We start from the raw sequence: 22,033 nt of genomic DNA, 5'->3' as shown, positions 1-22,033 counted from the left end.
CCACATCCGTGCACAGCGGCCTGTGGGGCGGTTCTACCGGTAGACTCAGCAGGTACATCCGGGTACTCGCGCCGCGGCGGGCCGGTCGCCGTGAGCGCCCAGCCTGCCTGCCCGCCGCCCGATCGTGCCCGACCTGCCGGACGTCCGCGTCCGGTCGCCGCACCGTGAGGAGCACCACCGCCCGTGGCTGACCAGAGTCCTGCCGTGCCCGAGAACCCCGAGGCGATCCAGCAGCCGGCAGTCACCCCGGACGGGCGGCCCGCCTACGACGCGAGCGCGATCACCGTGCTCGAGGGCCTCGAGGCGGTGCGCAAGCGTCCCGGGATGTACATCGGTTCCACCGGTCCGCGCGGTCTGCACCACCTCGTCTACGAGGTCGTCGACAACTCCGTCGACGAGGCGCTGGCCGGCTACTGCGACCACATCGAGGTCACCCTGCTCGCCGACGGCGGCGTGCGCGTGGTCGACAACGGTCGAGGCATCCCGGTGGACATCGTGGAGAGCGAGGGCAAGCCGGCCGTCGAGGTCGTGCTCACCGTGCTGCACGCCGGCGGGAAGTTCGGCGGTGCGGGCTACGCCGTCTCCGGTGGTCTGCACGGCGTCGGCGTCTCCGTGGTCAACGCGCTGTCCCACCGCCTGAGCGTCGAGGTGCACCGCAAGGGCAGCATCTGGACCCAGGACTACCGCGACGGCATCCCCCAGGCCCCGCTCGCCGAGCTCGGCGCGACCGATCACACCGGGACCACCGTCACCTTCTGGCCCAACGACGTGATCTTCGAGACGACCGACTTCGACTTCGAGACGCTGCGCGCACGCTTCCAGCAGATGGCCTTCCTCAACAAGGGCCTGCAGATCTCGCTCACCGACGAGCGCGTCGAGGAGGTCGACACCGAGGACGAGGTGACGGTCCACGAGGAGGAGCCGGCCGCTCCGGAGTCGTCCAAGCGCACCGTGACCTATCGCTACGACGGTGGTCTGATCGACTACGTCAAGCACCTCAACGGCGCGAAGAAGGTCGAGCTGGTCCACCCCGAGGTCATCGACTTCGAGGCGGAGGACACCGAGCGCCGCATCTCCGTCGAGATCGCGCTGCAGTGGACCTCCGCCTACTCGGAGTCCGTGCACACCTACGCCAACACCATCTCGACCACCGAGGGTGGGACGCACGAGGAGGGCTTCCGGGCGGCGATGACCGGGTTGATCAACCGGTACGCCAAGGAGAAGAACCTCCTCAAGGAGAAGGACGAGAACCTCACGGGTGACGACATCCGCGAGGGCCTGACGGCCGTCATCTCGATCAAGCTCGGCGAGCCCCAGTTCGAGGGCCAGACCAAGACCAAGCTCGGCAACACCGAGGCGAAGACCTTCGTCCAGCGCGTCGTCAACGAGCAGCTCGGCGACTGGCTCGACGCGCACCCCGGCGAGGCGCGCGACGTCATCCGCAAGTCCATCCAGGCCTCTGCGGCCCGGATGGCCGCACGCAAGGCTCGCGAGGCGACCCGGCGCAAGGGTCTGCTGGAGTCCGGCGGTATGCCGGGCAAGCTGCGCGACTGCCAGTCGAACAACCCCGTCGAGTGCGAGGTGTTCATCGTCGAGGGTGACTCGGCCGGCGGCTCGGCCGTCCGCGGCCGCAACCCGCGGACCCAGGCGATCCTGCCGATCCGCGGGAAGATCCTCAACGTCGAGCGCGCTCGTCTCGACCGTGCCCTGGGCAACCAGGAGGTCCAGGCCCTCATCACGGCCTTCGGGACGGGGATCGGCGAGGACTTCGACATCGAGAAGCTCCGCTATCACAAGATCGTCCTGATGGCCGATGCCGACGTCGACGGCCAGCACATCGCGACCCTGCTGCTGACCCTGCTCTTCCGGTACATGCGCCCCCTCATCGAGCAGGGTCACGTCTACCTCGCGCAGCCGCCGCTGTACCGGCTGAAGTGGAGCAACTCCGCGCACGAGTACGTGTACTCCGACCGGGAGCGCGATGCCTTCCTCGCCGCAGGCCAGGCGAGCGGGAAGCGCATCCCCAAGGAGAACGGGATCCAGCGCTACAAGGGCCTCGGCGAGATGGACTACTCCGAGCTGTGGGACACCACGATGGACCCGGCCCAGCGCACGTTGCTCCAGGTGACCCTGGATGACGCCGCAGCGGCGGACGAGATCTTCGCGATCCTCATGGGCGAGGACGTCGAGTCGCGACGCAACTTCATCCAGCGCAATGCCAAGGACGTGCGCTTCCTCGACATCTGAGGAGGCATGTCGGGCCTGCGGCCCTCCCCTGCACCACTGAGCACGGCACAGACGAAAGACGAGGTACACGGTGAGCGAGCAGACTCCCCCCGACGCCGGCCTGCCGGCGGAGCTCGAGGAGGTCCTCCACGACCGGGTGAGCTCGGTGGACCTGCAGCTGGAGATGCAGCGGTCCTACCTGGACTACGCGATGAGCGTCATCGTCGGCCGCGCCCTGCCGGACGTCCGCGACGGTCTCAAGCCCGTCCACCGCCGTGTCCTCTACGCCATGTACGACGGTGGCTACCGTCCGGACCGTCAGTTCTCCAAGTGCAGCCGCGTCGTCGGCGACGTCATGGGCAAGTACCACCCGCACGGCGACTCGGCGATCTACGACGCCCTGGTGCGCCTCGTGCAGGACTGGTCGCTGCGCTACCCGCTCGTCGCCGGCCAGGGCAACTTCGGCTCCCCCGGCAACGACCCGGCTGCCGCCCCGCGGTACACCGAGTGCAAGATGGCGCCGATCGCCATGGAGATGGTGCGCGACATCGACGAGGAGACCGTCGACTTCCGCGACAACTACGACGGGCGCACCCAGGAGCCGGCGGTGCTTCCGGCCCGCTTCCCGAACCTGCTGGTCAACGGCAGCGCAGGAATCGCCGTCGGCATGGCGACGAACATCCCGCCGCACAACCTGCGCGAGGTCGCCGCCGGGGTGCGCTGGCACCTGGAGAACCCCGAGGCGTCCAAGGAGGAGCTGCTCGAGGCCCTCGTCGAGCGGATCCCCGGACCGGACTTCCCCACCGGCGCGACGATCCTCGGTCGCCGAGGGATCGAGGACGCCTACCGGACCGGCCGCGGCTCGATCACCATGCGCGCCGTCGTCACGGTCGAGGAGATCCACAACCGGATCTGCCTCGTCGTCACCGAGCTGCCCTACCAGGTCAACCCGGACAACGTCGCGGCGAAGATCGCGGACCTCGTCAAGGAGGGCCGCATCCAGGGGATCGCCGACATCCGCGACGAGACCTCCGGTCGCACCGGGCAGCGCCTGGTCATCGTGCTCAAGCGTGACGCGGTCGCAAAGGTCGTCCTCAACAACCTCTACAAGCACACCCAGCTCCAGGAGACCTTCGGCGCGAACATGCTCGCGCTGGTCGACGACGTCCCGCGCACGCTGAGCATCGACGCGTTCGTCCGGCACTGGGTCACCCACCAGCTCGACGTCATCGTGCGACGCACGACGTACCGGCTGCGTGAGGCCCAGGAACGCGCCCACATCCTGCGCGGCTACCTCAAGGCACTCGACCTGCTCGACGAGGTCATCGCCCTGATCCGCCGCTCCCCCGACGTGGACGAGGCACGTGCCGGCCTGATGTCCCTGCTCGAGGTCGACGAGGTCCAGGCGACGGCGATCCTCAACCTCCAGCTGCGACGCCTCGCCGCCCTGGAGCGCCAGCGGATCACGGACGACTACGACGGCCTCATGGTCAAGATCGCGGACTACGAGGACATCCTCGCCACCCCGCAGCGTCAGCGGGACATCGTCCGGGTCGAGATGGACGAGATCGTCGACCGTTACGGCGACGAGCGCCGCACGACGATCCTGCCCTTCGACGGCGAGGTCTCGATGGAGGACCTCATCGCCGAGGAGGAGATCGTCGTGACGATCACCCGCGGCGGCTACGCCAAGCGCACCCGCAGCGACCAGTACCGCGTGCAGAAGCGTGGCGGCAAGGGCGTCAAGGGCGCGCAGCTGCGGGCGGACGACGTGGTCGAGCACTTCGGGGTGACCACCACGCACCACTGGCTGCTGTTCTTCACGAACCTCGGTCGGGTCTACCGCGCCAAGGCCTACGAGCTGCCCGAGGGAAGCCGCGACTCCAAGGGCCAGCACGTGGCGAACCTGCTCGCCTTCCAGCCGGGTGAGCAGATCGCCAAGGTGCTCGACCTGCGGGACTACGACCAGGCCGAGTACCTGGTGCTGGCGACGCGTCGCGGCCTGGTGAAGAAGACGCGACTGGCGGAGTACGACTCCAACCGGTCCGGCGGGCTCATCGCGATCAACCTCCGCGAGGACGAGGAGGGCCGGTCGGACGAGCTCGTCTCGGCCGCCCTCGTCGACGAGGACTCCGAGCTCCTCCTCGTCTCCCGCAAGGGCCAGGCGGTCCGCTTCGAGGCGACGGCCGAGCAGCTGCGACCGATGGGACGCGCGACCTCCGGGGTCACCGGGATGCGGTTCCGCGAGGGCGACGAGCTGCTCGCCATGGACGTCATCTCCCCCGAGTCCTTCCTGGTCACCGTCACCGACGGGGGGACGGCCAAGCGCTCGGACATGCACCGGGTCAACTCCGACGGCAACCTCGAGTACCGCCGCACGAATCGTGGTGGCCTCGGTGTGCGGGCCGCCCGTCTTCCGGACGACAGGGGCGGCCTGGTCGGCGCCCTCATGGCGGGACCGGGCGACGAGATCCTCGTCGTCATGGAGCGCGGGAAGGTCGTGCGTTCGGTGGTCGACGAGATCCCCGTCCACGGCCGTGACGCGACCGGGGTGATCCTCGCCAAGCCCGACAGCGGGGACCGCATCCTCGCGGTGGCCCGCAACGTCGAGCGCACGCTCGCCGGGGATGCGGCTACCGTGGACCCCGAGCAGACCGACGAGACCGAGGCCGAGACCGAGGCCGGTGTCACGGTCGAGAGCGGTGTCGCCACCCCGACCGCGACCGAGGGAGAGCAGTGAGCGAGCAGAAGCCACCGTCGATCGCGCCGAGCGGCAGCACCCCTGGCCGGGTGACTCCGCCGGCAGCAGCAGAGGGCACCGCATCCGGCCGTGCGACGTTCACCCCCGACGAGCCGATCGGTGTGGTCCCGGTCACGGGTGCAGCCGGCTCCGCGCCGGAGAGCCCGGCCGCCGGGAAGGACCGCCCCGCACCGGCTCCCCGACCGGCCTCGCGGCCCTCCGTCGAGACCGTCGACGACGACGGCGCTCCGCGCCGGGTGCGGCTCGCGATCGCCCGGGTGGACCCGTGGTCGGTCATGAAGCTCTCGTTCCTCCTGGCCGTCGCCGCGGGGATCATGCTCGTCGTCGCTGCCGCGGTGGTCTGGCAGACCCTGGACGGTCTCAACGTGTTCACGAACGTCAACGACATGATCGTGACCCTCGGAGGTGACGAGAAGTACGCGATCCTCGATGCCGTGTCCTTCCGTCGGACGGTCTCGCTCGCGACGGTCATCGGCGTGGTCGACATCGTCCTGCTGACGGCGCTGGCCACGCTCGGCGCCTTCCTGTACAACATCGTCGCCGCCCTCGTGGGGGGTCTGCACCTCACCCTCACCGACGACTGAGCCGCGCGGGGGACGACGACCCGAGTTGGGGAGGACCCGCCCCCTGCTGTAGTCTCATCCGGCGCCGTGTCGACGGATGCACGGGCCTATAGCTCAGACGGTTAGAGCGCTTCCCTGATAAGGAAGAGGTCAGAGGTTCAAGTCCTCTTAGGCCCACTCCCACTCCCAGTCGGAGGACGGATGAAGAAGTTCCTCATCGCACTGCTCGTTCTCGGGGCGGGGTACGCCGCATGGCGCACCTACGCCGAGGACCACGACGAGCGGGATCTGTGGCGCGAGGTCACCGACGAGGTGCACTGAGACGGACGCAGTGATCCGCCGGAGCTGAGAGCACAACGCCCCGTCCGGGGCATCGGGGCCATGGCGCAATTGGTAGCGCACCTGCTTTGCAAGCAGGGGGTTAGGGGTTCGAGTCCCCTTGGCTCCACCCAGACGACCGACCCATCGGGCGCACCCGTTCCCGGCCGCGCCCGGGCCGGAGCCCGGGCGCAGCCGGTTCGTCAGTCCTGAGGCTTCACGCCTTCCTCCGTCACCGCGTCCGCAGCACCGGCGTCCTCCGCGCCCGCCTCCGGGGCATCCGTGCCGCCCTCGACGGCACCACGGCGCTTGGGAGCGGCCTTCCGGGCCTTCTCCGTGGCCTCCCTCGTCACCTCGGCGGCACGCGCCGACGCCTTCTCGGTGGCCTCCTTGGCCCGCTCCGCGGCCCGCTCGGCCGCCTCGCGCGCCTTCTCAGTCGTCTCGCGGGTCTTGGCGACGGCTTCGCCCGCGACCTCGCCGACGACCTCCGCCGCGTCCTCCAGCTCGTGCTTCATGTCGCTGACCACTCCGGTGAGCTCCTCGCGGGCCTCTGCGGCGCGGTGCTTGAAGCGGTCCCCGGCGTCGACCGGCTCCCAGGGCTCCTCGGCCCACGGGTCGGTCGTCGGCCGGCTGCTGCGCCAGGCGACGAAGGCTCCCCAGGCGGCCGCCACACCGGTGATCGTCCAGAAGACGGCGGCTCCCTTGTGCGACTTCTTCGGTGCCGGCGTCGAGACGACGTGGCCGAGGGCCAGGTCCGCGGAGTCGCGCACGCGATCGGCGCTCTCGGCGGCAGCGGTGACGGCCGTCGTGACGGCGGCGGTGACCTTGGGCAGGACCTCGTCGACGAACCGGTCGTGTGCGGAGTCGACGAGCGGAGCGGCGACCTCGCTCGCACGCTCCACGGCCCGCTCGACCACGGGAGTCGCTCGCTCGCTGGCCTCGCGGATGGCCTTCTCCACGAGGGGTGTCGCCCACTCGACGGCTGCCTCGACCTTGGGGCTCGCCCACTCGGCGGCGTGCGCCGCGGCCTCCTTGGCGCGAGGCGTGGCCCACTCGGCCGCTGCCTCGACCCTCGGCGCCGCCCATTCCGCGGCATGACCGGCCGCTTCCTTGGCGCGGGGCCCGGCCCATTCGGCTGCGTGCGCGGCGGCCTCCTTGGCGCGGGGCGTGGCCCACTCGGCTGCTGCCTCGACCTTGGGGCTCGCCCATTCGGCGGCGTGCGCGGCGGCCTCCTTGGCGCGAGGCGTCGCCCATTCGGCGGCATCCTTGGCGCGTGGAGCGGCCCATCCGGCGGCCTGTCGGGCCGCCTCCCTCGCGTGCTGCGCGGCGTCCGCGAGCGCCGCACCGACCTCCGCGGCCTGGCTCTTGAGCCGCTCGGCGTCGAGGGACTCGGGTGCGGGACGGCGGACACGGTCGAACATGGTCGACTCCCCAGGTCAGCGGACATCGGTCGGACCGGACGGTCCGTGCTCCATGCTGCCACCGATGCCTTCCCGCTGCCGGACCTGCGTCGGCCCGTCGTGCGAGGATGAGGGCATGTTCGCGACTCTTCACACCACTGCCGGTGACATCCGCATCGAGCTCCTTCCGAACCATGCACCCAAGACGGTGCGCAACTTCGTCGGCCTTGCCACGGGCACCCAGACCTGGACCGACCCCCGCACGCGCGCCGAGAGCACCGCCCCGTTGTACGACGGCGTCATCTTCCACCGCGTGATCGACGGGTTCATGATCCAGGGCGGCGACCCCTTGGGCACCGGAACCGGCGGCCCGGGCTACACCTTCGACGACGAGATCCACCCGGAGCTCGGCTTCACCGAGCCCTACCTGCTCGCCATGGCCAACGCCGGCAAGCGCCGCGACCCGATCACCGGGAACGTCGGTGGCACCAACGGCTCGCAGTTCTTCATCACCGTGACGACGACCCCCCACCTCAACGGCAAGCACACCATCTTCGGCAAGGTGGCCGACGACGAGTCGCGCGCCGTCGTCGACGCGATCGCCACCACGCCCACGCGGGCGGGCGACCGCCCCGTGCAGGACGTGACGATCACCTCGGTCACGGTCGAGGACTGACCCCATCGCATGACCATCCCCACGCCGCCGTCCGACGCGGGCGTCGTTCCCGTCTGCCCCCGACACCCGGACCGGGTCGCCTACGTGCGCTGCCAGCGCTGCGGACGTCCGACCTGCCCCGAGTGCCAGCGGACGGCGGCGGTGGGGGTGCACTGCGTCGACTGCGTCCGCGAGGCGCAGAGTGCCGTACGCCCGACGACGACGGTGGTCGGGGGCCGGGTCCGCTCGGGCCGACCCCTGGTGACCTACACGCTCATCGGGCTCAATCTCCTGGCGTTCCTCGTGGAGCAGGTCAGCGGGGACACCTTCATCAACGCCTGGGTGTTCGCACCCTTCCTCGGCGAGAGCGAACCGTGGCGGTTCCTCACCGCGGCGTTCCTGCACTCCCCCAGCAGCCTGCTGCACATCGGCTTCAACATGTACGCCCTGTGGGTGCTCGGGCAGTTCCTCGAGCCGCTCCTCGGCAGGTGGCGGTTCACCGCCGCGTACCTCCTGGCCGCCCTCGGCGGCAGCGTGATGGTGCTCCTGCTCGCCTCGCCCGACGCCCGTAGCTGGGTCACCGGCGTCTACGGAGCCTCCGGCGCGGTCTTCGGCCTGTTCGGGATCGTGCTGATCGTCCTGCTGCGGCTCAAGCGCGACGCACGGTCGATCCTCGTCGTGCTGGCGATCAACGCCGCCATCCCGATCCTCGTGCCGGGCATCTCCTGGCAGGCCCATGTGGGCGGGTTCCTCGTGGGCCTGGCGCTCGGCGCGGCGTACATGCTGGCGCCGAAGGGCAAGCAGCGTGCCACGGGCCTCGGCGCGGTCGCCCTGACGGGCGCCGTCCTCGTCGTGCTGCCGCTCCTCGCCTACGCAGTCGGCTGAGATCCGCGGCCGGGCCCCTGACGTCCGCCGTCCGAGCCCGGCGGGCGCCCCTCGGCGGCCCGGCGAGAAGCGCGCTCCGCGAGAGGGTGCGAGCAGCCGCGGTTGTCCCCACCTTTGCTCACAGCTGTGGAATTACACCGCTGTAGTTATCCACAGAGCTGTCCACTCCCTGGGGAAGAACGCGCCGGGTCAGCGCCAGCGCGTCGTCATCCCGAAACCGACGAGGATGAACGCGAAGCCGATCAGCAGGTTGTACTGCCCGATCCCCGGGACGGGGTACTGCGCGCTGCTGAGGTAGGTGATCACGACCCACACCAGCCCGGTGACCATCAGCGAGATCATCGTCGGAGCGAGCCACCGCGGGCTCGCCTTGGGGGCCGCAGCTGCGGGCGGCGGGGTCATGTTCGGCTTCTTGCGGGACCGCGACTCGGGCACGGTGCGCCTCCTGATCGTGCGGGGGACGGCACCTCGGCGCCGCGACGGACGTCGACTAGCGTAGTCGTGTGACGGTCCGGCCCCGTCGCCGAGGAGAGACATGACCAGCGGGCACCGCGCCTCGCGCGTCCCACGACGTGGTTCCTATGCGGTGGGACTCGTCCTCGTGCTGGCCGGGCTCCTCTTCGCGGCGAACGTGAACCTCGCCCGTGGGTCGGAGAGCCGCGAACCTCAGGACCTCCCGGGCCTCGTCCAGGCGGAGTCGGACCGCGCCGACGAGGCGGCTGCCACCGTCGCGGAGCTGCGGGCCGAGGTCGACCGCCTCACCGACGAGCAGATCGACCTCGCCCCGGCACAGTCCGACGCCGCCGACGACCTCGCCCTCGCGGCGGGCTTCGTCGCCGTCAGCGGACCGGGGATCGAGGTCCGGCTCAGCGACGCCCCGGCAACGGGCACGCGGCCGGACTGGGTCACCGCATCGATGCTCGTCGTCCACCAGCAGGACCTGCAGGCCGTGATCAACGCACTGTGGGCCGGTGGGGCGGAGGCGATGAGCCTCCAGGACCAGCGGGTCGTCTCCACCTCCGCGTTCCGTTGCATCGGCAACGTCCTGCTGCTCCAGGGCAGGCGGTACTCCCCGCCGTACGTCGTCCGCGCGATCGGTGACCAGGAGACGCTGCGCGCAGCCCTCGAGGCAGATCCCGACGTCGCCACCTACCTTCAGTACGTCGACGTCGTCGGTCTGGGGTGGGGGGTCTCCGAGCAGGACGAGATGACGCTGCCCGCCTACGACGGCGCAGCGGAGCTCCGGTACGCCAGCACACCCGAAGCGGCCTCGTGACGCGAGCAGCCCACCGCTCGACCACCCGGTCGACGGCCCCCCTCGCGGCGCGGGCGACGGTGATCGGTGCGCTCGGTGAGCTGCTGCTGACGCTCGGCGTGCTGCTCGGCCTCTTCCTCGTCTGGCAGCTGTGGTGGACGGATGTCGAGGGTCAGCGTGTCCAGGCCCAGGTGGTCGAGGACCTCGGCTGGGCCGGCCCGCCCCCGACGGAGGACGCCGGTCCCGTCGAGCGCACGGACCCTGCCCCCGTGATGGACGTCCCTGCCCATGGCGTCACCTTCGCCACCCTGCAGGTGCCGCGCTGGGGCGGCGAACCCAGCCCGATCAGCCAGGGGACCACCAAGCGCGACATCCTCGACCGGCTCGGGATCGGGCACTACGACGGGACGGCGATGCCGGGCGGGATCGGCAACTTCGCCGTCGCCGGTCATCGCACGACCTACGGCAAGCCGTTCAACCGGGTCGAGGAGCTGCAGATCGGCGACGCCCTCGTGGTCCGCACCGAGAGCACCTGGTACGTCTACCGGGTGACGAGCACCGAGGTCGTGCCCCCCAGCGCCGTCGAGGTCATCGACCCCGTGCCCGAGGCACCCGGAGCGGTGCCGACCGTCGCGCAGATGACGATGACCACCTGTCATCCCCTCTTCAGCGCGAGGGAGCGCTTCATCGTCCACTCGCAGCTGGAGTCCTGGCTGCCGGTCTCCGAGGGGACCCCCACCGCACTCGATGCGGTCGATCCGTCGGAGGATGGCGCATGATGTACGGATGGCTCTGGCGCGTGCTCCCCGGTCCGGTGTGGCTGCGCGTCCTCCTGCTCGCCTCGATGGCGGTCGCCGTCGTGGCCGTGTGCTTCACCTGGGTGTTCCCGGCGATCGAGCCGTTCATGCCCTTCACCGAGATCACTGTGGAGTGAGATGACCCGGATCCTCGTCGTCGACAACTACGACTCCTTCGTCTACACCATCGTCGGCTACCTCGACCAGCTCGGGGCGCAGACCGTCGTCGTGCGCAACGACGCCGTGCCCGGGTCGGCCGAGCGCTCCGGCTACGACGGGGTGCTCATCTCTCCCGGGCCCGGGACCCCACGCGACGCGGGTCGATCCATGGAGGTCATCCGCGACTGCGCGGACGCCGCCCAGCCCATGCTCGGCGTCTGCCTCGGCCACCAGGCCCTGGGCGAGGTCTTCGGTGCGACGGTGACCCACGCCCCCGAGCTCATGCACGGGAAGACCAGCGCCGTCCGCCACGAAGGTGCCGGCGTGCTGGCCGGCCTGGCCAGCCCCTTCACTGCGACGCGCTACCACTCGCTCGCCGTCGTGGACGGGACCGTCCCCGACGAGCTCGTGGTCACCGCGCGGACCACCACGGCCGCGGGGGAGGGTGTGATCATGGGCCTGCAGCACCGGGAGCTGCCGCTGCACGGCGTCCAGTTCCACCCCGAGTCGGTGCTCACCGAGGGTGGCCACCGACTGCTGGCCAACTGGTTGGAGATCTGCGGGCTCGAGGGTGCCGTGGAGCGGTCCGCCGGCATGGCGCCCCTGGTCCGCCACACCGTCACGGTCTGACCCGGCGAGGCGCACGGACCGACGGACGAGGCCGCGGACCGGTGGGGTCCGCGGCCTCGTCCGATGAGGGGTGCTGGGTTCAGCCGCCCGAGGTGGTGGACCCGCCCGTGCCGGCACTGGCGTCGGGATCGGGTGCGGGCTCCTCGGCCACGAGGGTCACCAGGTCGCCGACGTTGACGATCGTGCCGCTGCCCGGATCGGCGGAGATGACGACCCACTGACCGGCGGCCTGCGTGCCGTCGGACTGCTCGCAGCGACCGTTGAGCTCGCTCGAGCCGAGGGCGTTCAGGGCGTCCGTGCAGGTCATGCCGATGAGTCCGCCGGGAACCGCGACGGTCTCGACGGTCGGGGCGATGGCCTTGGTCAGGGTGACCACGGAGCGCTGGTTCACCGGCCCGGCGCTCGGCTGCTGGGCGATGACCGTCCCGGGAGGTGCGTCGGCGCTCTCGGCCTCGGCGGGGACCACCGTGAGCCCGAGCGCCTCGAGCTCGGCGACGGCCTCGTCGTAGGGCGTCTGGCTGGTGACGTAGTCCTTGAGCTGGACCTGACCGGTCGAGACGTAGATGGTGATCTGCTGCGTCGTCGGGTCGACGCTCTCCCCGGCGGCCGGGTCGGTACGGATGACCTTGTCCTTCTCGACCTCTCCGCTGTCCTCCGTCGTGCGGGTGATGCTGCTCCGGGGGAAGCCACGCTCGACGAGCCAGTTCACCGCCGCATCAGGGGTGTAGCCCTCGAGGTCCTCCAGGGTGACGGCCTCTGCCCCGGAGGAGACGACCAGCGACACCGTGCTGCCGACGTCGACGGACTCCCCGCCGGCCGGGTCGGTGCGGATGGCGAGACCGCTGGCGATCGTCGTGCTCGGCTCGGTGGTCGGTGAGACGGTGAGCCCGAGCTCCTCGAGCGCCGCCCTCGCGGCCTCCTGCTCCATCGAGGCGACGTCCGGGACGGTCACCTGGTCCGGGCCGCGGTCGGCGTTGGCGACCAGGAGCGCGATGATCCCGCCGATCGCCAGGACGGCGACAGCGATGAGCGTCCACAGCAACCAGCGCCGCGAGGTGGCGGGGGGCTCGGTGGTCGCCGGGGTGGTGACGGGGGTGGCGACCCGACCGACCGGACCCCACGGGGAGGTGGCAGGCGCAGGTCCAGGGGTGGCGCCGAGCACCTGCGTGGCCGCGGTGGGCGGGCCGGGGTCCGCCATGGGCGGGCGCAGCACGGCGGTCTCGGCGGCCAGGGCGCCGACGGCCGGTGCGCTGACGGCACCGCCGCGCAGCACGGCCTCGAGGTCGTTGCGGAACTCCGCTGCCGTCCGGTACCGGTTCTCCCGGTCCTTCGCGAGGGCCTTCATGGTGATGCGGTCCAGCGCCTCGGGGACGTCGGCCGCGAACGTGGTCGGCGGCTGCGCCTCCTCGCGGGCGTGCTGGTAGGCGACCGCGACCGGGGAGTCCCCGATGAAGGGCGGGCGGCCCGTCAGCAGCTCGAAGAGCAGGCAACCGGTGGAGTACAGGTCGCTGCGGGCATCGACCTGCTCGCCGCGCGCCTGCTCGGGCGAGAGGTACTGCGCCGTCCCGATGACGGCCTGCGTCTGGGTCATCGTCCCGGCCGCGTCGGCCATGGCGCGGGCGATGCCGAAGTCCATGACCTTGACGGCACCCGTCGGCGTCAGCATGACGTTGGCCGGCTTGATGTCGCGGTGCACGATCCCGGCGCGGTGGGAGTACTCGAGTGCCGAGAGGACCCCGGCGGTGATCTCGACGGCCTCCTCGATCGGCACGGCAGCGCCGTCGCGCAGGATGTCCCGCACGGTGTGGCCCTCGACGTACTCCATGACGATGAACGGCACGTGCGCGATGGCTCCGCCGGGCTCGGTGCTGACGTCCTCGCCCGTGTCGTACACGGCGACGACCGCGGGGTGGTTGAGGGAGGCGGCAGCCTGGGCCTCGCGGCGGAACCGCGCCTGGAAGGACGGGTCGCGTGCGAGGTCCGAACGCAGGATCTTGATCGCCACGGTGCGTCCGAGCCGGGTGTCGTGGCCGATGTGGACCTCGGCCATACCTCCACGACCGATGAGCTCGCCGACCTCGTAGCGGCCGCCGAGGATCCGAGGTGCGTCGTCCACCACTACTGGTCCCTCGCTGTCATTGTCTGCTGTGCTCGCCGGGTGCCCGCGGCGAGGTCGTTCACGATCATCCCATCCCGCGCCTGTGCGCTGTGGGACATCGCGTCGGTCGAGGTGAGCACTCCGCTCGCGCTCGAGCCTGTCGTCGCAGGAGGCGACCCCCAGAGCGTAGCCGCCAGCGCTGCTCCGAGGAGCGCGCAGAGCACGACGAGCGCGAGCACGGCCGCCCGGGCGGGGATCCCGAACCAGCGGCGTGAGCGCAGGTCGCGCCAGGAGCGGCGGGGCGCCGAGAGCGGCGTGGCGTGGCGGCGGGTGCCGGGCGGAGGGGTGAATCGCGGCGGTGGTTCGTCGGGGACAGGGGCGACGGCCTCCTCGGCAGCCCTGCCGGGCACGACGGCGGTCTCCAGCACGCCGATACGAGCCGGGTGGGACGTCGGCTGCACCGGCGGGGGTGCGAAGGTCGGCGGTGCCGGCTCGACGGGCAGGCCACCGGTGCTCGGGACGAGGTTGTCCTCCGTGCTGGTCACGCGGCGCTGGGATCCCGTGGAATGGCGACCGGAGGCGACCGGGATCCCGCCGGGGGGCGTGCGCTCGAGCATCTCGTCCAGCATCCGCGCGAGCGAGGCCGCCGACCGGGGCCGGCGCTCCGGGTCCTTGTCGAGCATCCGCATGACCAGGGCAGAGAGCTCGCGGTCGACGCTCTCGGGCAGGGGCGGGACGGGCGTGTTGACGTGCGCGATCGCGATGTCGACCGCCGTCGGGCCGGTGAACGGCCGGTGCCCGACGAGGCTCTCGTAGGCGACGATGCCGAGGGAGTAGACGTCGGAGGTGCCGGTGGCGGCGCGGCCGAGGGCCTGCTCGGGCGACAGGTACTGCGCGGTGCCCATCACCATGCCCGAGGCGGTCATCGGGATCTGGTTGGCCGCCATCGAGATGCCGAAGTCGGTGATCTTCACCCGCCCGGAGGTGGCCAGCAGGATGTTGCCGGGCTTGACGTCGCGGTGCACGACTCCCGCGACGTGCGCGGCGTGCAGGGCGCGCGCGGTCTGGGCGAGGATCGGCAGCAGCCGGCTCGTGGGCAGCACGGGCTGACGGTCGAGCAGGTCCGACATCGGCTCGCCGAGCACGAGCTCCATGACCAGGTACGCCGAACCGTCCTGCTCCCCGTAGTCGTACAGGGCGGCGATGTTCGGGTGCGAGAGTCGGGCGCTGTTGCGCGCCTCGGTGCGGAAGCGCTCGAGGAAGCCGGTGTCCCCGGCGAACTCCGAGCGCAGCACCTTGATCGCCACGTCGCGCGCGAGCGCCTCGTCATGGGCCAGCCACACCTCGCCCATGCCGCCGACGGCGATCCGCGAGTCGAGGCGGTAGCGACCGTGCAGGGCGAGCCCCGGCTCGGCGATCATGAGAGCGCCGCCTGGATCACGGCGCGTGCGATGGGCGCTGCGACCTTCCCGCCGGTGGCCTCGTCGCCGATGCTCCCGCCGTTCTCGACCACGACGGCGACAGCGATCCTCGGGTCGTCGGCAGGGGCGAATCCGGTGAACCAGGCGTGCGGTGCGGCGCCGTCGGTGGTCTGCGCGGTGCCCGTCTTGCCCGCGACCTGGACGCCGGGGATCTGCGCGGTGGTGGCGGTGCCGTTCTCGACGACGCTCAGCATCATCTCCCGCAGGGCGGCAGCGGTGGTCGAGGAGATCGGCCGGCCGAGAGAGGCGGGCGTGGTGGTGTCGATCACCGTCAGGTCCTGGTCGCGGACGGTGTCGACGAGGTACGGCGTCATCTCGACCCCGCCGTTGGCGATCGTCGCCGAGATCATGGCGACCTGGAGCGGGGTGACCCGCACGTCGTACTGGCCGATCGCCGAGAGCGCCGTCTGCGCCTCGTCGATCGCGCCCTCGACCGGGAACCGGCTGGGTGTGACGCTGAGCGGGACCGACAGCTCCGTGTCGAACCCGAACGCCTCGGCCTGCGTGCGCAGCGCGTCGGACCCGAGCTGCACACCGATCTCCGCGAAGGCCGTGTTGCAGGAGATCCGCAACGCGTCGCTCAGCGTCATCGCGCCGCTCGAGCTGCACGAGCTGCCGCCGAAGTTCTGCAGCGTGGTGCTCGTGCCGGGGAGGGTGTAGACGTCGGGCGCAGGGACGGGGGTCTCGGCCGTGAACCCGGACTCCAGCGCGGCCGCGGCCGTCACGAGCTTGAAGGTCGACCCCGGCGGGTAGGTGTCACCGGCGATCGCGCGGTTGACCATCGGGTCGCTCTCGTCCTCGATCAGCGAGGTCCAGGCCTCGGTGACGGCCGTCGTGTCGTGGGAGGCCAGGACGTTCGGGTCGTAGCTGGGCTTGGAGACCATCGCGAGGATCGCACCGGTGCTCGGGTCCAGGGCGACCACGGCCCCGCGCTGGTCGCCGAGGGCGTCCCATGCCGCCTGCTGCAGGACCGGGTCGATCGTCAGCTCCACGGAGGCGCCCTGGGGCTGGCGACCGGTGATGAGGTCCTGCATGCGGGTGTAGAAGAGCGAGTCGGCCGAGCCGTTGAGCTCGGTGTTCATCGCCTGCTCCAGACCGGATCGCCGGTACACGAGCGAGTAGTAGCCGGTGACCGGGGCGTAGAGCGGGCCGTCGGCGTAGGAGCGCTGGTACCCGAAGGCGTCGTCGACCTCCGTCGAGGACGCGACGGCCGTACCCGCGACGACGATCGGCCCCCGGTCGCGGTCGAACTCGCGGTACAGCGTGCGGACGTTGCGGCTGTCGTTGTTGAGGTCGGGAGCCTGGACGAACTGCACCCAGGTGGCGCCGCCCATGAGGACGACGAACATGAGGACGACGACGGAGGTCAGCCTGCGCAGCGGGGTGTTCATGCGCCGGCACCCCCGGCCACGGGTCGGATCGTTCCCGGGAGGCGCGCGCCGGCGGTGCCCGAGTCGGGCGAACCGGCACGCAGGCGGATCCGCTCGGTCGCCTGGTCGTCCCCCGCGGGACGCGGCCCGCTGCTGCCCGCCACGGCGGGCGCGGCACCAGGCGACCGCTCGGGCGTCGGCAGGCCGGGCGCGTCCGCCGGTCGGCGCGCGCTGTCGGAGATCCGCAGGAGCAGCGCGACGATCACCCAGTTCGCCAGGAGGGAGGACCCGCCGTAGGCGAGGAAGGGCATCGTCAGGCCGGTGAGCGGGATGAGCCGGGTGACCCCGCCGACGACGACGAAGCACTGGAACGCGACGGTGAACGCGATCCCGCCGGCGAAGAGCTTGCCGAACCCGTCGCGCACGCCGACGGCCGTCCGCATCCCTCGTTCGGTCAGGACGAGGTAGAGGACCAGCACGGCCATCAGTCCGGTCAGTCCGAGCTCCTCACCGATCGAGGCGACGATGAAGTCGGACTCGGCGTACGGCACCAGGTCGGGGCGGCCCTGGCCGAGCCCCGTCCCGAACAGGCCGCCGCTCGCCATCCCGAAGAGCCCCCGCACGAGCTGCCCGGATCCGCCAGGAGAGGCGTTGAACACCGAGTTGTCGAAGGCGTGCAGCCAGGCGTCGAAGCGCGCGGCGACGTGGGAGAAGGTCTGTGCCGCGAGGACCACACCGCCGACGACGAGGCCGAGGCCGATGACGACCCAGCTGATCCGCTCGGTCGCGAGGTAGAGCATGGCGACGAAGAGGCCGAAGAAGAGCAGCGAGGTGCCCAGGTCGCGCTCGAAGACGAGCACCCCGAGGGACACGATCCAGGCGACGAGGATCGGTCCGAGGTCGCGGGTACGGGGCAGCTGGAGACCGAGGACCTTGCGTCCCGCGAGCGTGAGGGTGTCGCGGGTGGTGACGAGGTAGCCGGCGAAGAAGATCGCGAGGGCGATCTTGCCGAGCTCTGCCGGCTGGAAGGAGGCGCCGGCGACCCGGATCCAGATCTGGGCGCCGTTGATGTTGGCGCCGAGCCCCGGGACGAGCGGGAGGACCATGAGGACGAGAGCGGCCACCATCGCCGTGTAGGTGAAGCGGCGCAGGGTGCGGTGGTCGCGCAGCAGGAACAGGACGGCCGCCGCGAGCAGCATGCCCACGACCGTCCACATGAGCTGTCGCCCGCCGAAGTCCGTCTGCCGCTCGCGCAGCGCATAGGCGATGTCGATCCGGCTGATCATCGCCAGGCCCAGGCCGTTGAGTGCGACCGCGACCGGGAGGATCACCGGGTCGGCCCAGGGTGCCTTGCGGCGGAGCACCAGGTGCATGCCCAGCGCGAGGACGGCGAGCACGCCGGCGTGCGTGCCCAGGTCCGCGGGCAGGGCCTCGGAGGTGGCCAGCCCGACGAGGGCGTAGGCGGCGATCGCGACGGCGAGCGCCACGAGGAGCAGGACGAGCTCGAGGGCACGACCGGGGCGCACCCGGTGCGGGGCGACGGTCGCCATCACAGCCCTCGGCAGTGCCGCTGGACGGGGCAGCTCATCCGCCCTGCACCTCTGTGCGCAGCGCGCGGACGCGGTCCCGGGCGTCGGGCAGGTCGGTCGCGGGGATCGTCTGCTCGAGACGGTCCTGGACGTAGGACGGCAGGTCCTCGACGAGCAGGCCGCTGGTCTCCACGACCTGCGAGAAGTCGACGGGGCCGACGGTCTGCGGGATGCCCCGGTAGATGACCACGGCGCCGTCGTCCACGCCGACGTAGTACTGCTTCTGCGTCCACTCCCAGCCCCATCGACCGGCGGCCGTCAGCCCGGCGAGGACGAGCACGACGCCGAGCGCGAGGAGCAGTCGACGGACCAGACGACGGGGCGGCGGGACCTCCTCGTCGAGAGGTTCGCGCGGGGTGGTCGTCTGGGCGGTGAGCTCCGCTGCTCGGCCTGCGGCGCCGCTGCCGCCGCGCGTGGGTCGGTGCCGGTCCGTCGCGGCGGCACCGACCACCTGGGTGCCCATCGTCGGGCCGCCACCGTCGGGGAGGGAGTCGACCTCGACGAGATCGCCCAGGACGACCGTCACGTTGTCCGGGCCCCCGCCGCGCAGCGCGAGCTGGACCAGCTGATCCGCGCAGGAGTCCAGGTCGGTGACCTCTGCGAGCGTCTCGGCGATCGTCTCCGCGCTCACCACGCCGGAGAGGCCGTCGGAGCACAGCAGCCACCGGTCACCCGCCCTGGCCTCACGGACGGAGAAGTCGGGGACGATGTCCATGTCGAAGTCGCCGAGGACACGCAGCAGGACCGAGCGCTGCGGGTGCCGCTCGGCCTCCTCTGCCGTGATCTTCCCGGTGTTGACCAGGTGCTGCACGAAGGAGTGGTCGGTGGTGACCTGGCTGAGCACGCCGTCACGCAGCACGTAGGCGCGGGAGTCGCCGATATGGGCCATGGCCAGCTTGTTGCCCGCCCGCAGGATCGCGGTGACCGTCGTGCCGAGACCTGCCAGCTCCGGGTTGTCCTCGACGCGTGCGAGCAGCTCGTCGTGCGCCTCGTCCATCGCTCGGCCGAGCTCGTGCAGCGCGTCGTCGGGCCCATGGGCCTCGTCGTCCAGCGGGGCGAGGTGCGCGACGGCGACGGAGGACGCGATGTCCCCGCCGGCGTGACCACCCATGCCGTCCGCGACGACGAGCAGGTGCGGGCCGGCGAAGGCCGAGTCCTGGTTGTTCGAGCGCAGGAGACCGATGTCGGAGCGGGCGGCGAACCGCAGGGCGAGGGTCATCGGCGACTCATCGCTGCAGCTCGAGGATCGACTGTCCGACGCGCAGCTGCGCGCCGAGGGGAAGCGGGGTGGGCTGGTCGAGGCGGGTCTTGCCGACGAAGGTGCCGTTGGTCGACCCGAGGTCCTCGACGAACCACTGCCCGTCCTGGGGGAACACCCGGGCGTGACGCTGGGAGGAGTAGTCGTCGTCCAGCACGAGGGTGCACGCCGGGGCCCGACCGATGAGGATCGCCGAGGAGCCCAGGGGGACGGTGGTGCCGCGCAGCGGTCCGGCGGTCACGACGAGTCGCGAGGGGACGTCGCGTCGCGGTGCTTCCCGCCGGGGGAGCGGACCGGTCGGGCCGACCGGCTCGGCAGGGGTCGCGACGGGGCTGACCGGCGCGGCAGCACTCGGGCCGACGCGCAGACGTCGCTGCACGATGCGGGTCCCGTAGATGTCCCGGCGCAGCACGCCGATGGCCGACAGCACGAAGAGCCAGAGCAGCACGAGGTAGCCGAGGCGGAGCAGGGTGATCGTCAGCTCGCTCATCCGCGGGTGTCACCCGTCCCCGTCGTCGTCGCTGCCGGTCCAGAACAGGATGCGGGTGCGGCCGATGGTCAGCGTGTTGCCGTCGACGAGGGTCGCGGCCGGCACCCGGTGACCCTCGACGTAGGTGCCGTTGGTGGAGTCCAGGTCGGAGGCGATGACGCCGTCGGGCGTGACGCGGATCTCCAGGTGCCGCCGGGAGATGCCCGGGTCGTCGACGATGATGTCGGCCTCGCTGCCGCGGCCGATGACCGTGACCGGGCCGGTGAGCAGATAGCGCTGCCCGTCGATGTCGACCAGCGGGTGCCGCGCGCTCGCCGCGACGCTCGTGGCGGGGGCGACGGCCCCTCGCACGGTTCCGCTGCGCACCTGGAAGCGCCCGGTCTCGAGCGTCTCCTGCTCGACGAAGGTGACGGTGACCGCACCGACGAAGGCGTAGCGCTGCTGGGTCGCGTACTGCGTGAGGTTCGCGGCGAGCTCGTCGGCGAGCGGCTCGGCGCCCCAGGCCTCGATCTGGGCGAGGTCAGCCGAGGAGAGCTCGACCGTGAACTCGTTCGGGGCGACGGATCGGTCCCGGCCGAAGACCGCGACGCGGTCGTCGAGCTCGCGGCGCAGCGCACTGGCGAGCTCGACGGGCTTGACCTCGCCGCGGGCACCTCGGGAGAAGGCGGAGCTGACGACGTGCTCGACGCCCTTCTCGAAGCGGTCGAGAATGCCCATGCCACCTCCTTCCGTACGCTCGAGCGGTCCGGGTCGGCCCACGCGGGGCCCTGCTCCCCGTACGCGCGTCGGCGCCGTGCGACGACCTGTGTTCCCACGGTAGGAGTCGATCGTATCCGTCCGACCAGGTCCCAACCGTGCAGCACGCCCACGCGGCGAGGGCGCGGGTCGCTCCGTGCTAATCTTCTCGGCGCGCGCGAGTGGCGAAATGGCAGACGCGCTGGCTTCAGGTGCCAGTGCCCGTAAGGGCGTGGGGGTTCAAGTCCCCCCTCGCGCACAGTGGGGTCCTAGGTCAACTGGGGCCCGTTGGTTGGGCCAGGTCCCGGTCGGAGGTTCTCCGGCCGGGACTTGCCCGTTCCGGGAAGGACCCGCGACCCGCGGGCTGTGAGGTGGCCGACTGTCACCGTGTCGACGGCCCTCGACGGCCCTCGACGGCCCTAGACGGCGCCGTGCGCTCAGTGGCTACGGCTCGGTGCTGCTTCCTCAGCCCGTGGGCCGATCTGTGGACTCCCGGACGATGAGCTTGGTGGGGAGCACGAGCGGCTCTCCGGTCCATGAGTTCGCGCCGCCGATGATGGCGATGACGTTGTTGACGGCCGTCTCACCGAGGGAGTGCAGAGGGGAGGCGATCGTCGTCAGTCGAGGTGTGACGAGGGCCGCCACGTTGGCGTTGTCAAAGCCCACGACGCTGACGTCCTCCGGCGTCCGGATCCCGAGAGCCAGGGCCGCATTGATGAAGCCGACGGCTACCAGGTCGTTGAAGGCGATCACGCCCGAGCTCGGGTTCTCGCGCCACAGGTCGGCCCCCCGGGCTCCACCGTCGACGGTGGGGGCCACCGGACCGACCCTCCTGAGGTGGACGCCGAGTTCGGCCGCGACGGTGCGTAGCGCCCTCAGCCGGATTCCGTTGGCCCACGATGTCTCCGGTCCCGCGACGTAGGTGACCTGGAGGTGGCCGAGCTCGGCGAGGTGGTTCAGCGCATAGCGCATCCCTCGGACGTTGTCGTGGACGACACTGGGCACGTCATGGACTGCCCGGTTCAGGACGACCGTCGGGCGCTGCTTGGCGATCTGGCGGATCGTGGAGTCCGTCATCCGTGAGCTGGTGAGGACGAGTCCGTCGACATTGGGGATCGCCCGTTCCATCGCGATGCGCTCCCGTGCCGCCGACTCCTGGGTGTTCGCCAGGAGGAGCGTGAACCCGGCCGCCGAGGCAGCGTCCTCGCACCCTCGGATGACCTCGAGGTATCCGGGGTTGGCGATGTCCGTGAGCAGGAGTGCGATCATCCCGGTCGGCACCGAGCCGCGCTGGGTGTGCGGCTTCGTCCGGTAGCCGAGGACAGCAGCGGCCGCCAGGACGCGTTCAGCGGTGTCAGCGCCG

At 71.2% G+C, this 22,033-nt stretch carries 20 protein-coding genes and 3 tRNA genes; 13 read left to right on the top strand and 10 right to left on the bottom strand.

All coding sequences use genetic code 11. The annotated features are described in order from the left end of the window. Positions 1-204: 204 nt before the first annotated feature. The 6 genes from gyrB (at position 205) to ABWK99_RS01290 (ending at position 5,998) form a co-directional block, all read left to right on the top strand. The gene (gyrB, locus tag ABWK99_RS01315) at positions 205-2,247 is read left to right on the top strand and encodes a DNA topoisomerase (ATP-hydrolyzing) subunit B (RefSeq protein ID WP_372592893.1); all 2,043 of its coding nucleotides are present in this window, start codon (positions 205-207) and stop codon (positions 2,245-2,247) included. 70 nt (positions 2,248-2,317) lie between these two features. Continuing rightward, positions 2,318-4,966: a DNA gyrase subunit A gene (gene gyrA, locus ABWK99_RS01310; protein ID WP_372592879.1), complete on the top strand. Its 2,649-nt coding sequence runs from the start codon at positions 2,318-2,320 to the stop codon at positions 4,964-4,966. Beyond that, on the top strand, positions 4,963-5,571 hold the full coding sequence (locus ABWK99_RS01305; RefSeq protein WP_372592878.1) for a DUF3566 domain-containing protein: 609 nt from the start codon (positions 4,963-4,965) through the stop codon (positions 5,569-5,571). The genes gyrA and ABWK99_RS01305 overlap by 4 nt, the downstream gene beginning before the upstream one ends. An 82-nt stretch (positions 5,572-5,653) precedes the next feature. After that, positions 5,654-5,727, top strand: a tRNA-Ile gene (locus ABWK99_RS01300). Between the two features lie 24 nt (positions 5,728-5,751). Continuing rightward, positions 5,752-5,871, top strand: coding sequence for a DLW-39 family protein (locus tag ABWK99_RS01295; RefSeq protein WP_372592877.1), 120 nt, complete (start codon positions 5,752-5,754; stop codon positions 5,869-5,871). A 54-nt stretch (positions 5,872-5,925) separates the two neighbouring features. Continuing rightward, positions 5,926-5,998 (top strand) — tRNA-Ala (locus ABWK99_RS01290). A gap of 73 nt (positions 5,999-6,071) precedes the next feature. Here ABWK99_RS01290 and ABWK99_RS01285 read toward each other — a convergent pair. Next, complete coding sequence (locus ABWK99_RS01285; protein WP_372592876.1) at positions 6,072-7,289, bottom strand: hypothetical protein; 1,218 nt, start codon at positions 7,287-7,289, stop codon at positions 6,072-6,074. A 115-nt stretch (positions 7,290-7,404) separates the two neighbouring features. On the opposite strand from ABWK99_RS01285, the gene ABWK99_RS01280 reads away from it, so the two are divergent. Beyond that, on the top strand, positions 7,405-7,944 hold the full coding sequence (locus ABWK99_RS01280) for a peptidylprolyl isomerase (RefSeq protein ID WP_372592875.1): 540 nt from the start codon (positions 7,405-7,407) through the stop codon (positions 7,942-7,944). A 9-nt stretch (positions 7,945-7,953) separates the two neighbouring features. Beyond that, positions 7,954-8,808, top strand: a complete 855-nt coding sequence (locus ABWK99_RS01275) for a rhomboid family intramembrane serine protease (RefSeq protein ID WP_372592874.1) — start codon at positions 7,954-7,956, stop codon at positions 8,806-8,808. A 189-nt stretch (positions 8,809-8,997) separates the two neighbouring features. Here ABWK99_RS01275 and ABWK99_RS01270 read toward each other — a convergent pair whose 3' ends face one another. Continuing rightward, positions 8,998-9,243 carry a cell division protein CrgA gene (locus ABWK99_RS01270; RefSeq protein ID WP_372592873.1) on the bottom strand — a complete coding sequence of 82 codons (246 nt, stop codon included), beginning with the start codon at positions 9,241-9,243 and terminating at the stop codon, positions 8,998-9,000. A gap of 100 nt (positions 9,244-9,343) precedes the next feature. Between ABWK99_RS01270 and ABWK99_RS01265 the strand changes: the two genes are divergently transcribed. Genes ABWK99_RS01265 through ABWK99_RS01250 form a run of 4 tightly spaced genes read left to right on the top strand, consistent with a single transcriptional unit; the run spans position 9,344 to position 11,649 of the window. Beyond that, positions 9,344-10,084 (top strand): DUF881 domain-containing protein, encoded by a 741-nt coding sequence (locus ABWK99_RS01265; RefSeq protein WP_372592872.1) that lies wholly within the window; start codon positions 9,344-9,346, stop codon positions 10,082-10,084. Continuing rightward, positions 10,081-10,842, top strand: coding sequence for a class E sortase (locus ABWK99_RS01260; protein WP_372592871.1), 762 nt, complete (start codon positions 10,081-10,083; stop codon positions 10,840-10,842). The genes ABWK99_RS01265 and ABWK99_RS01260 overlap by 4 nt, the downstream gene beginning before the upstream one ends. Then, positions 10,839-10,997 carry a hypothetical protein gene (locus ABWK99_RS01255; protein WP_372592870.1) on the top strand — a complete coding sequence of 53 codons (159 nt, stop codon included), beginning with the start codon at positions 10,839-10,841 and terminating at the stop codon, positions 10,995-10,997. The genes ABWK99_RS01260 and ABWK99_RS01255 overlap by 4 nt, the downstream gene beginning before the upstream one ends. Before the next feature lies 1 nt (position 10,998). Then, complete coding sequence (locus ABWK99_RS01250; protein WP_372592869.1) at positions 10,999-11,649, top strand: aminodeoxychorismate/anthranilate synthase component II; 651 nt, start codon at positions 10,999-11,001, stop codon at positions 11,647-11,649. Positions 11,650-11,728: 79 nt separating this feature from the next. On the opposite strand, the gene pknB is transcribed toward ABWK99_RS01250, so the two are convergent. The 7 genes from pknB to ABWK99_RS01215 are packed head-to-tail and all read right to left on the bottom strand — an operon-like array spanning position 11,729 to position 20,652. Beyond that, positions 11,729-13,765 (bottom strand): Stk1 family PASTA domain-containing Ser/Thr kinase, encoded by a 2,037-nt coding sequence (gene pknB / locus ABWK99_RS01245; RefSeq protein WP_372592868.1) that lies wholly within the window; start codon positions 13,763-13,765, stop codon positions 11,729-11,731. A 2-nt stretch (positions 13,766-13,767) separates the two neighbouring features. Beyond that, positions 13,768-15,168 carry a serine/threonine-protein kinase gene (locus ABWK99_RS01240; protein ID WP_372592867.1) on the bottom strand — a complete coding sequence of 467 codons (1,401 nt, stop codon included), beginning with the start codon at positions 15,166-15,168 and terminating at the stop codon, positions 13,768-13,770. Continuing rightward, positions 15,165-16,619 (bottom strand): peptidoglycan D,D-transpeptidase FtsI family protein, encoded by a 1,455-nt coding sequence (locus tag ABWK99_RS01235; protein WP_372592866.1) that lies wholly within the window; start codon positions 16,617-16,619, stop codon positions 15,165-15,167. The genes ABWK99_RS01240 and ABWK99_RS01235 overlap by 4 nt, the downstream gene beginning before the upstream one ends. After that, positions 16,616-18,148: an FtsW/RodA/SpoVE family cell cycle protein gene (locus tag ABWK99_RS01230; protein ID WP_372592865.1), complete on the bottom strand. Its 1,533-nt coding sequence runs from the start codon at positions 18,146-18,148 to the stop codon at positions 16,616-16,618. Before ABWK99_RS01230 ends, ABWK99_RS01235 begins: the two co-directional genes overlap by 4 nt. 34 nt (positions 18,149-18,182) lie before the next feature. Next, on the bottom strand, positions 18,183-19,406 hold the full coding sequence (locus ABWK99_RS01225) for a Stp1/IreP family PP2C-type Ser/Thr phosphatase (RefSeq protein ID WP_372592864.1): 1,224 nt from the start codon (positions 19,404-19,406) through the stop codon (positions 18,183-18,185). Positions 19,407-19,413: 7 nt separating this feature from the next. Beyond that, positions 19,414-19,935: an FHA domain-containing protein gene (locus ABWK99_RS01220; protein WP_372592863.1), complete on the bottom strand. Its 522-nt coding sequence runs from the start codon at positions 19,933-19,935 to the stop codon at positions 19,414-19,416. Between the two features lie 9 nt (positions 19,936-19,944). Next, positions 19,945-20,652, bottom strand: a complete 708-nt coding sequence (locus ABWK99_RS01215; RefSeq protein WP_372592862.1) for an FhaA domain-containing protein — start codon at positions 20,650-20,652, stop codon at positions 19,945-19,947. A gap of 194 nt (positions 20,653-20,846) precedes the next feature. Between ABWK99_RS01215 and ABWK99_RS01210 the strand changes: the two genes are divergently transcribed. After that, positions 20,847-20,929 (top strand) — tRNA-Leu (locus ABWK99_RS01210). Between the two features lie 206 nt (positions 20,930-21,135). Here the strand turns inward: ABWK99_RS01210 and ABWK99_RS01205 are convergent. Then, on the bottom strand, positions 21,136-22,033 hold an 898-nt coding region (locus ABWK99_RS01205; RefSeq protein ID WP_372592861.1), incomplete at its 5' end, for a LacI family DNA-binding transcriptional regulator.

Source organism: Actinotalea sp. (genome assembly GCF_041597215.1).
Taxonomy (GTDB): domain Bacteria; phylum Actinomycetota; class Actinomycetes; order Actinomycetales; family Cellulomonadaceae; genus Actinotalea.
This window is presented reverse-complemented; position numbering and strand designations above follow the sequence as displayed.

Excerpts from the sequence above, each read along its gene's own strand:
- ABWK99_RS01295 (WP_372592877.1), top strand. The coding sequence starts at position 5,752 with ATGAAGAAGTTCCTCATCGCACTGCTCGTTCTCGGGGCGGGGTACGCC.
- ABWK99_RS01285 (WP_372592876.1), bottom strand. The coding sequence starts at position 7,289 with ATGTTCGACCGTGTCCGCCGTCCCGCACCCGAGTCCCTCGACGCCGAG.
- ABWK99_RS01280 (WP_372592875.1), top strand. The coding sequence starts at position 7,405 with ATGTTCGCGACTCTTCACACCACTGCCGGTGACATCCGCATCGAGCTC.
- ABWK99_RS01275 (WP_372592874.1), top strand. The coding sequence starts at position 7,954 with ATGACCATCCCCACGCCGCCGTCCGACGCGGGCGTCGTTCCCGTCTGC.
- ABWK99_RS01265 (WP_372592872.1), top strand. The coding sequence starts at position 9,344 with ATGACCAGCGGGCACCGCGCCTCGCGCGTCCCACGACGTGGTTCCTAT.
- ABWK99_RS01255 (WP_372592870.1), top strand. The coding sequence starts at position 10,839 with ATGATGTACGGATGGCTCTGGCGCGTGCTCCCCGGTCCGGTGTGGCTG.
- ABWK99_RS01250 (WP_372592869.1), top strand. The coding sequence starts at position 10,999 with ATGACCCGGATCCTCGTCGTCGACAACTACGACTCCTTCGTCTACACC.
- ABWK99_RS01240 (WP_372592867.1), bottom strand. The coding sequence starts at position 15,168 with ATGATCGCCGAGCCGGGGCTCGCCCTGCACGGTCGCTACCGCCTCGAC.
- ABWK99_RS01235 (WP_372592866.1), bottom strand. The coding sequence starts at position 16,619 with ATGAACACCCCGCTGCGCAGGCTGACCTCCGTCGTCGTCCTCATGTTC.
- ABWK99_RS01230 (WP_372592865.1), bottom strand. The coding sequence starts at position 18,148 with ATGGCGACCGTCGCCCCGCACCGGGTGCGCCCCGGTCGTGCCCTCGAG.
- ABWK99_RS01225 (WP_372592864.1), bottom strand. The coding sequence starts at position 19,406 with ATGACCCTCGCCCTGCGGTTCGCCGCCCGCTCCGACATCGGTCTCCTG.
- ABWK99_RS01220 (WP_372592863.1), bottom strand. The coding sequence starts at position 19,935 with ATGAGCGAGCTGACGATCACCCTGCTCCGCCTCGGCTACCTCGTGCTG.
- ABWK99_RS01215 (WP_372592862.1), bottom strand. The coding sequence starts at position 20,652 with ATGGGCATTCTCGACCGCTTCGAGAAGGGCGTCGAGCACGTCGTCAGC.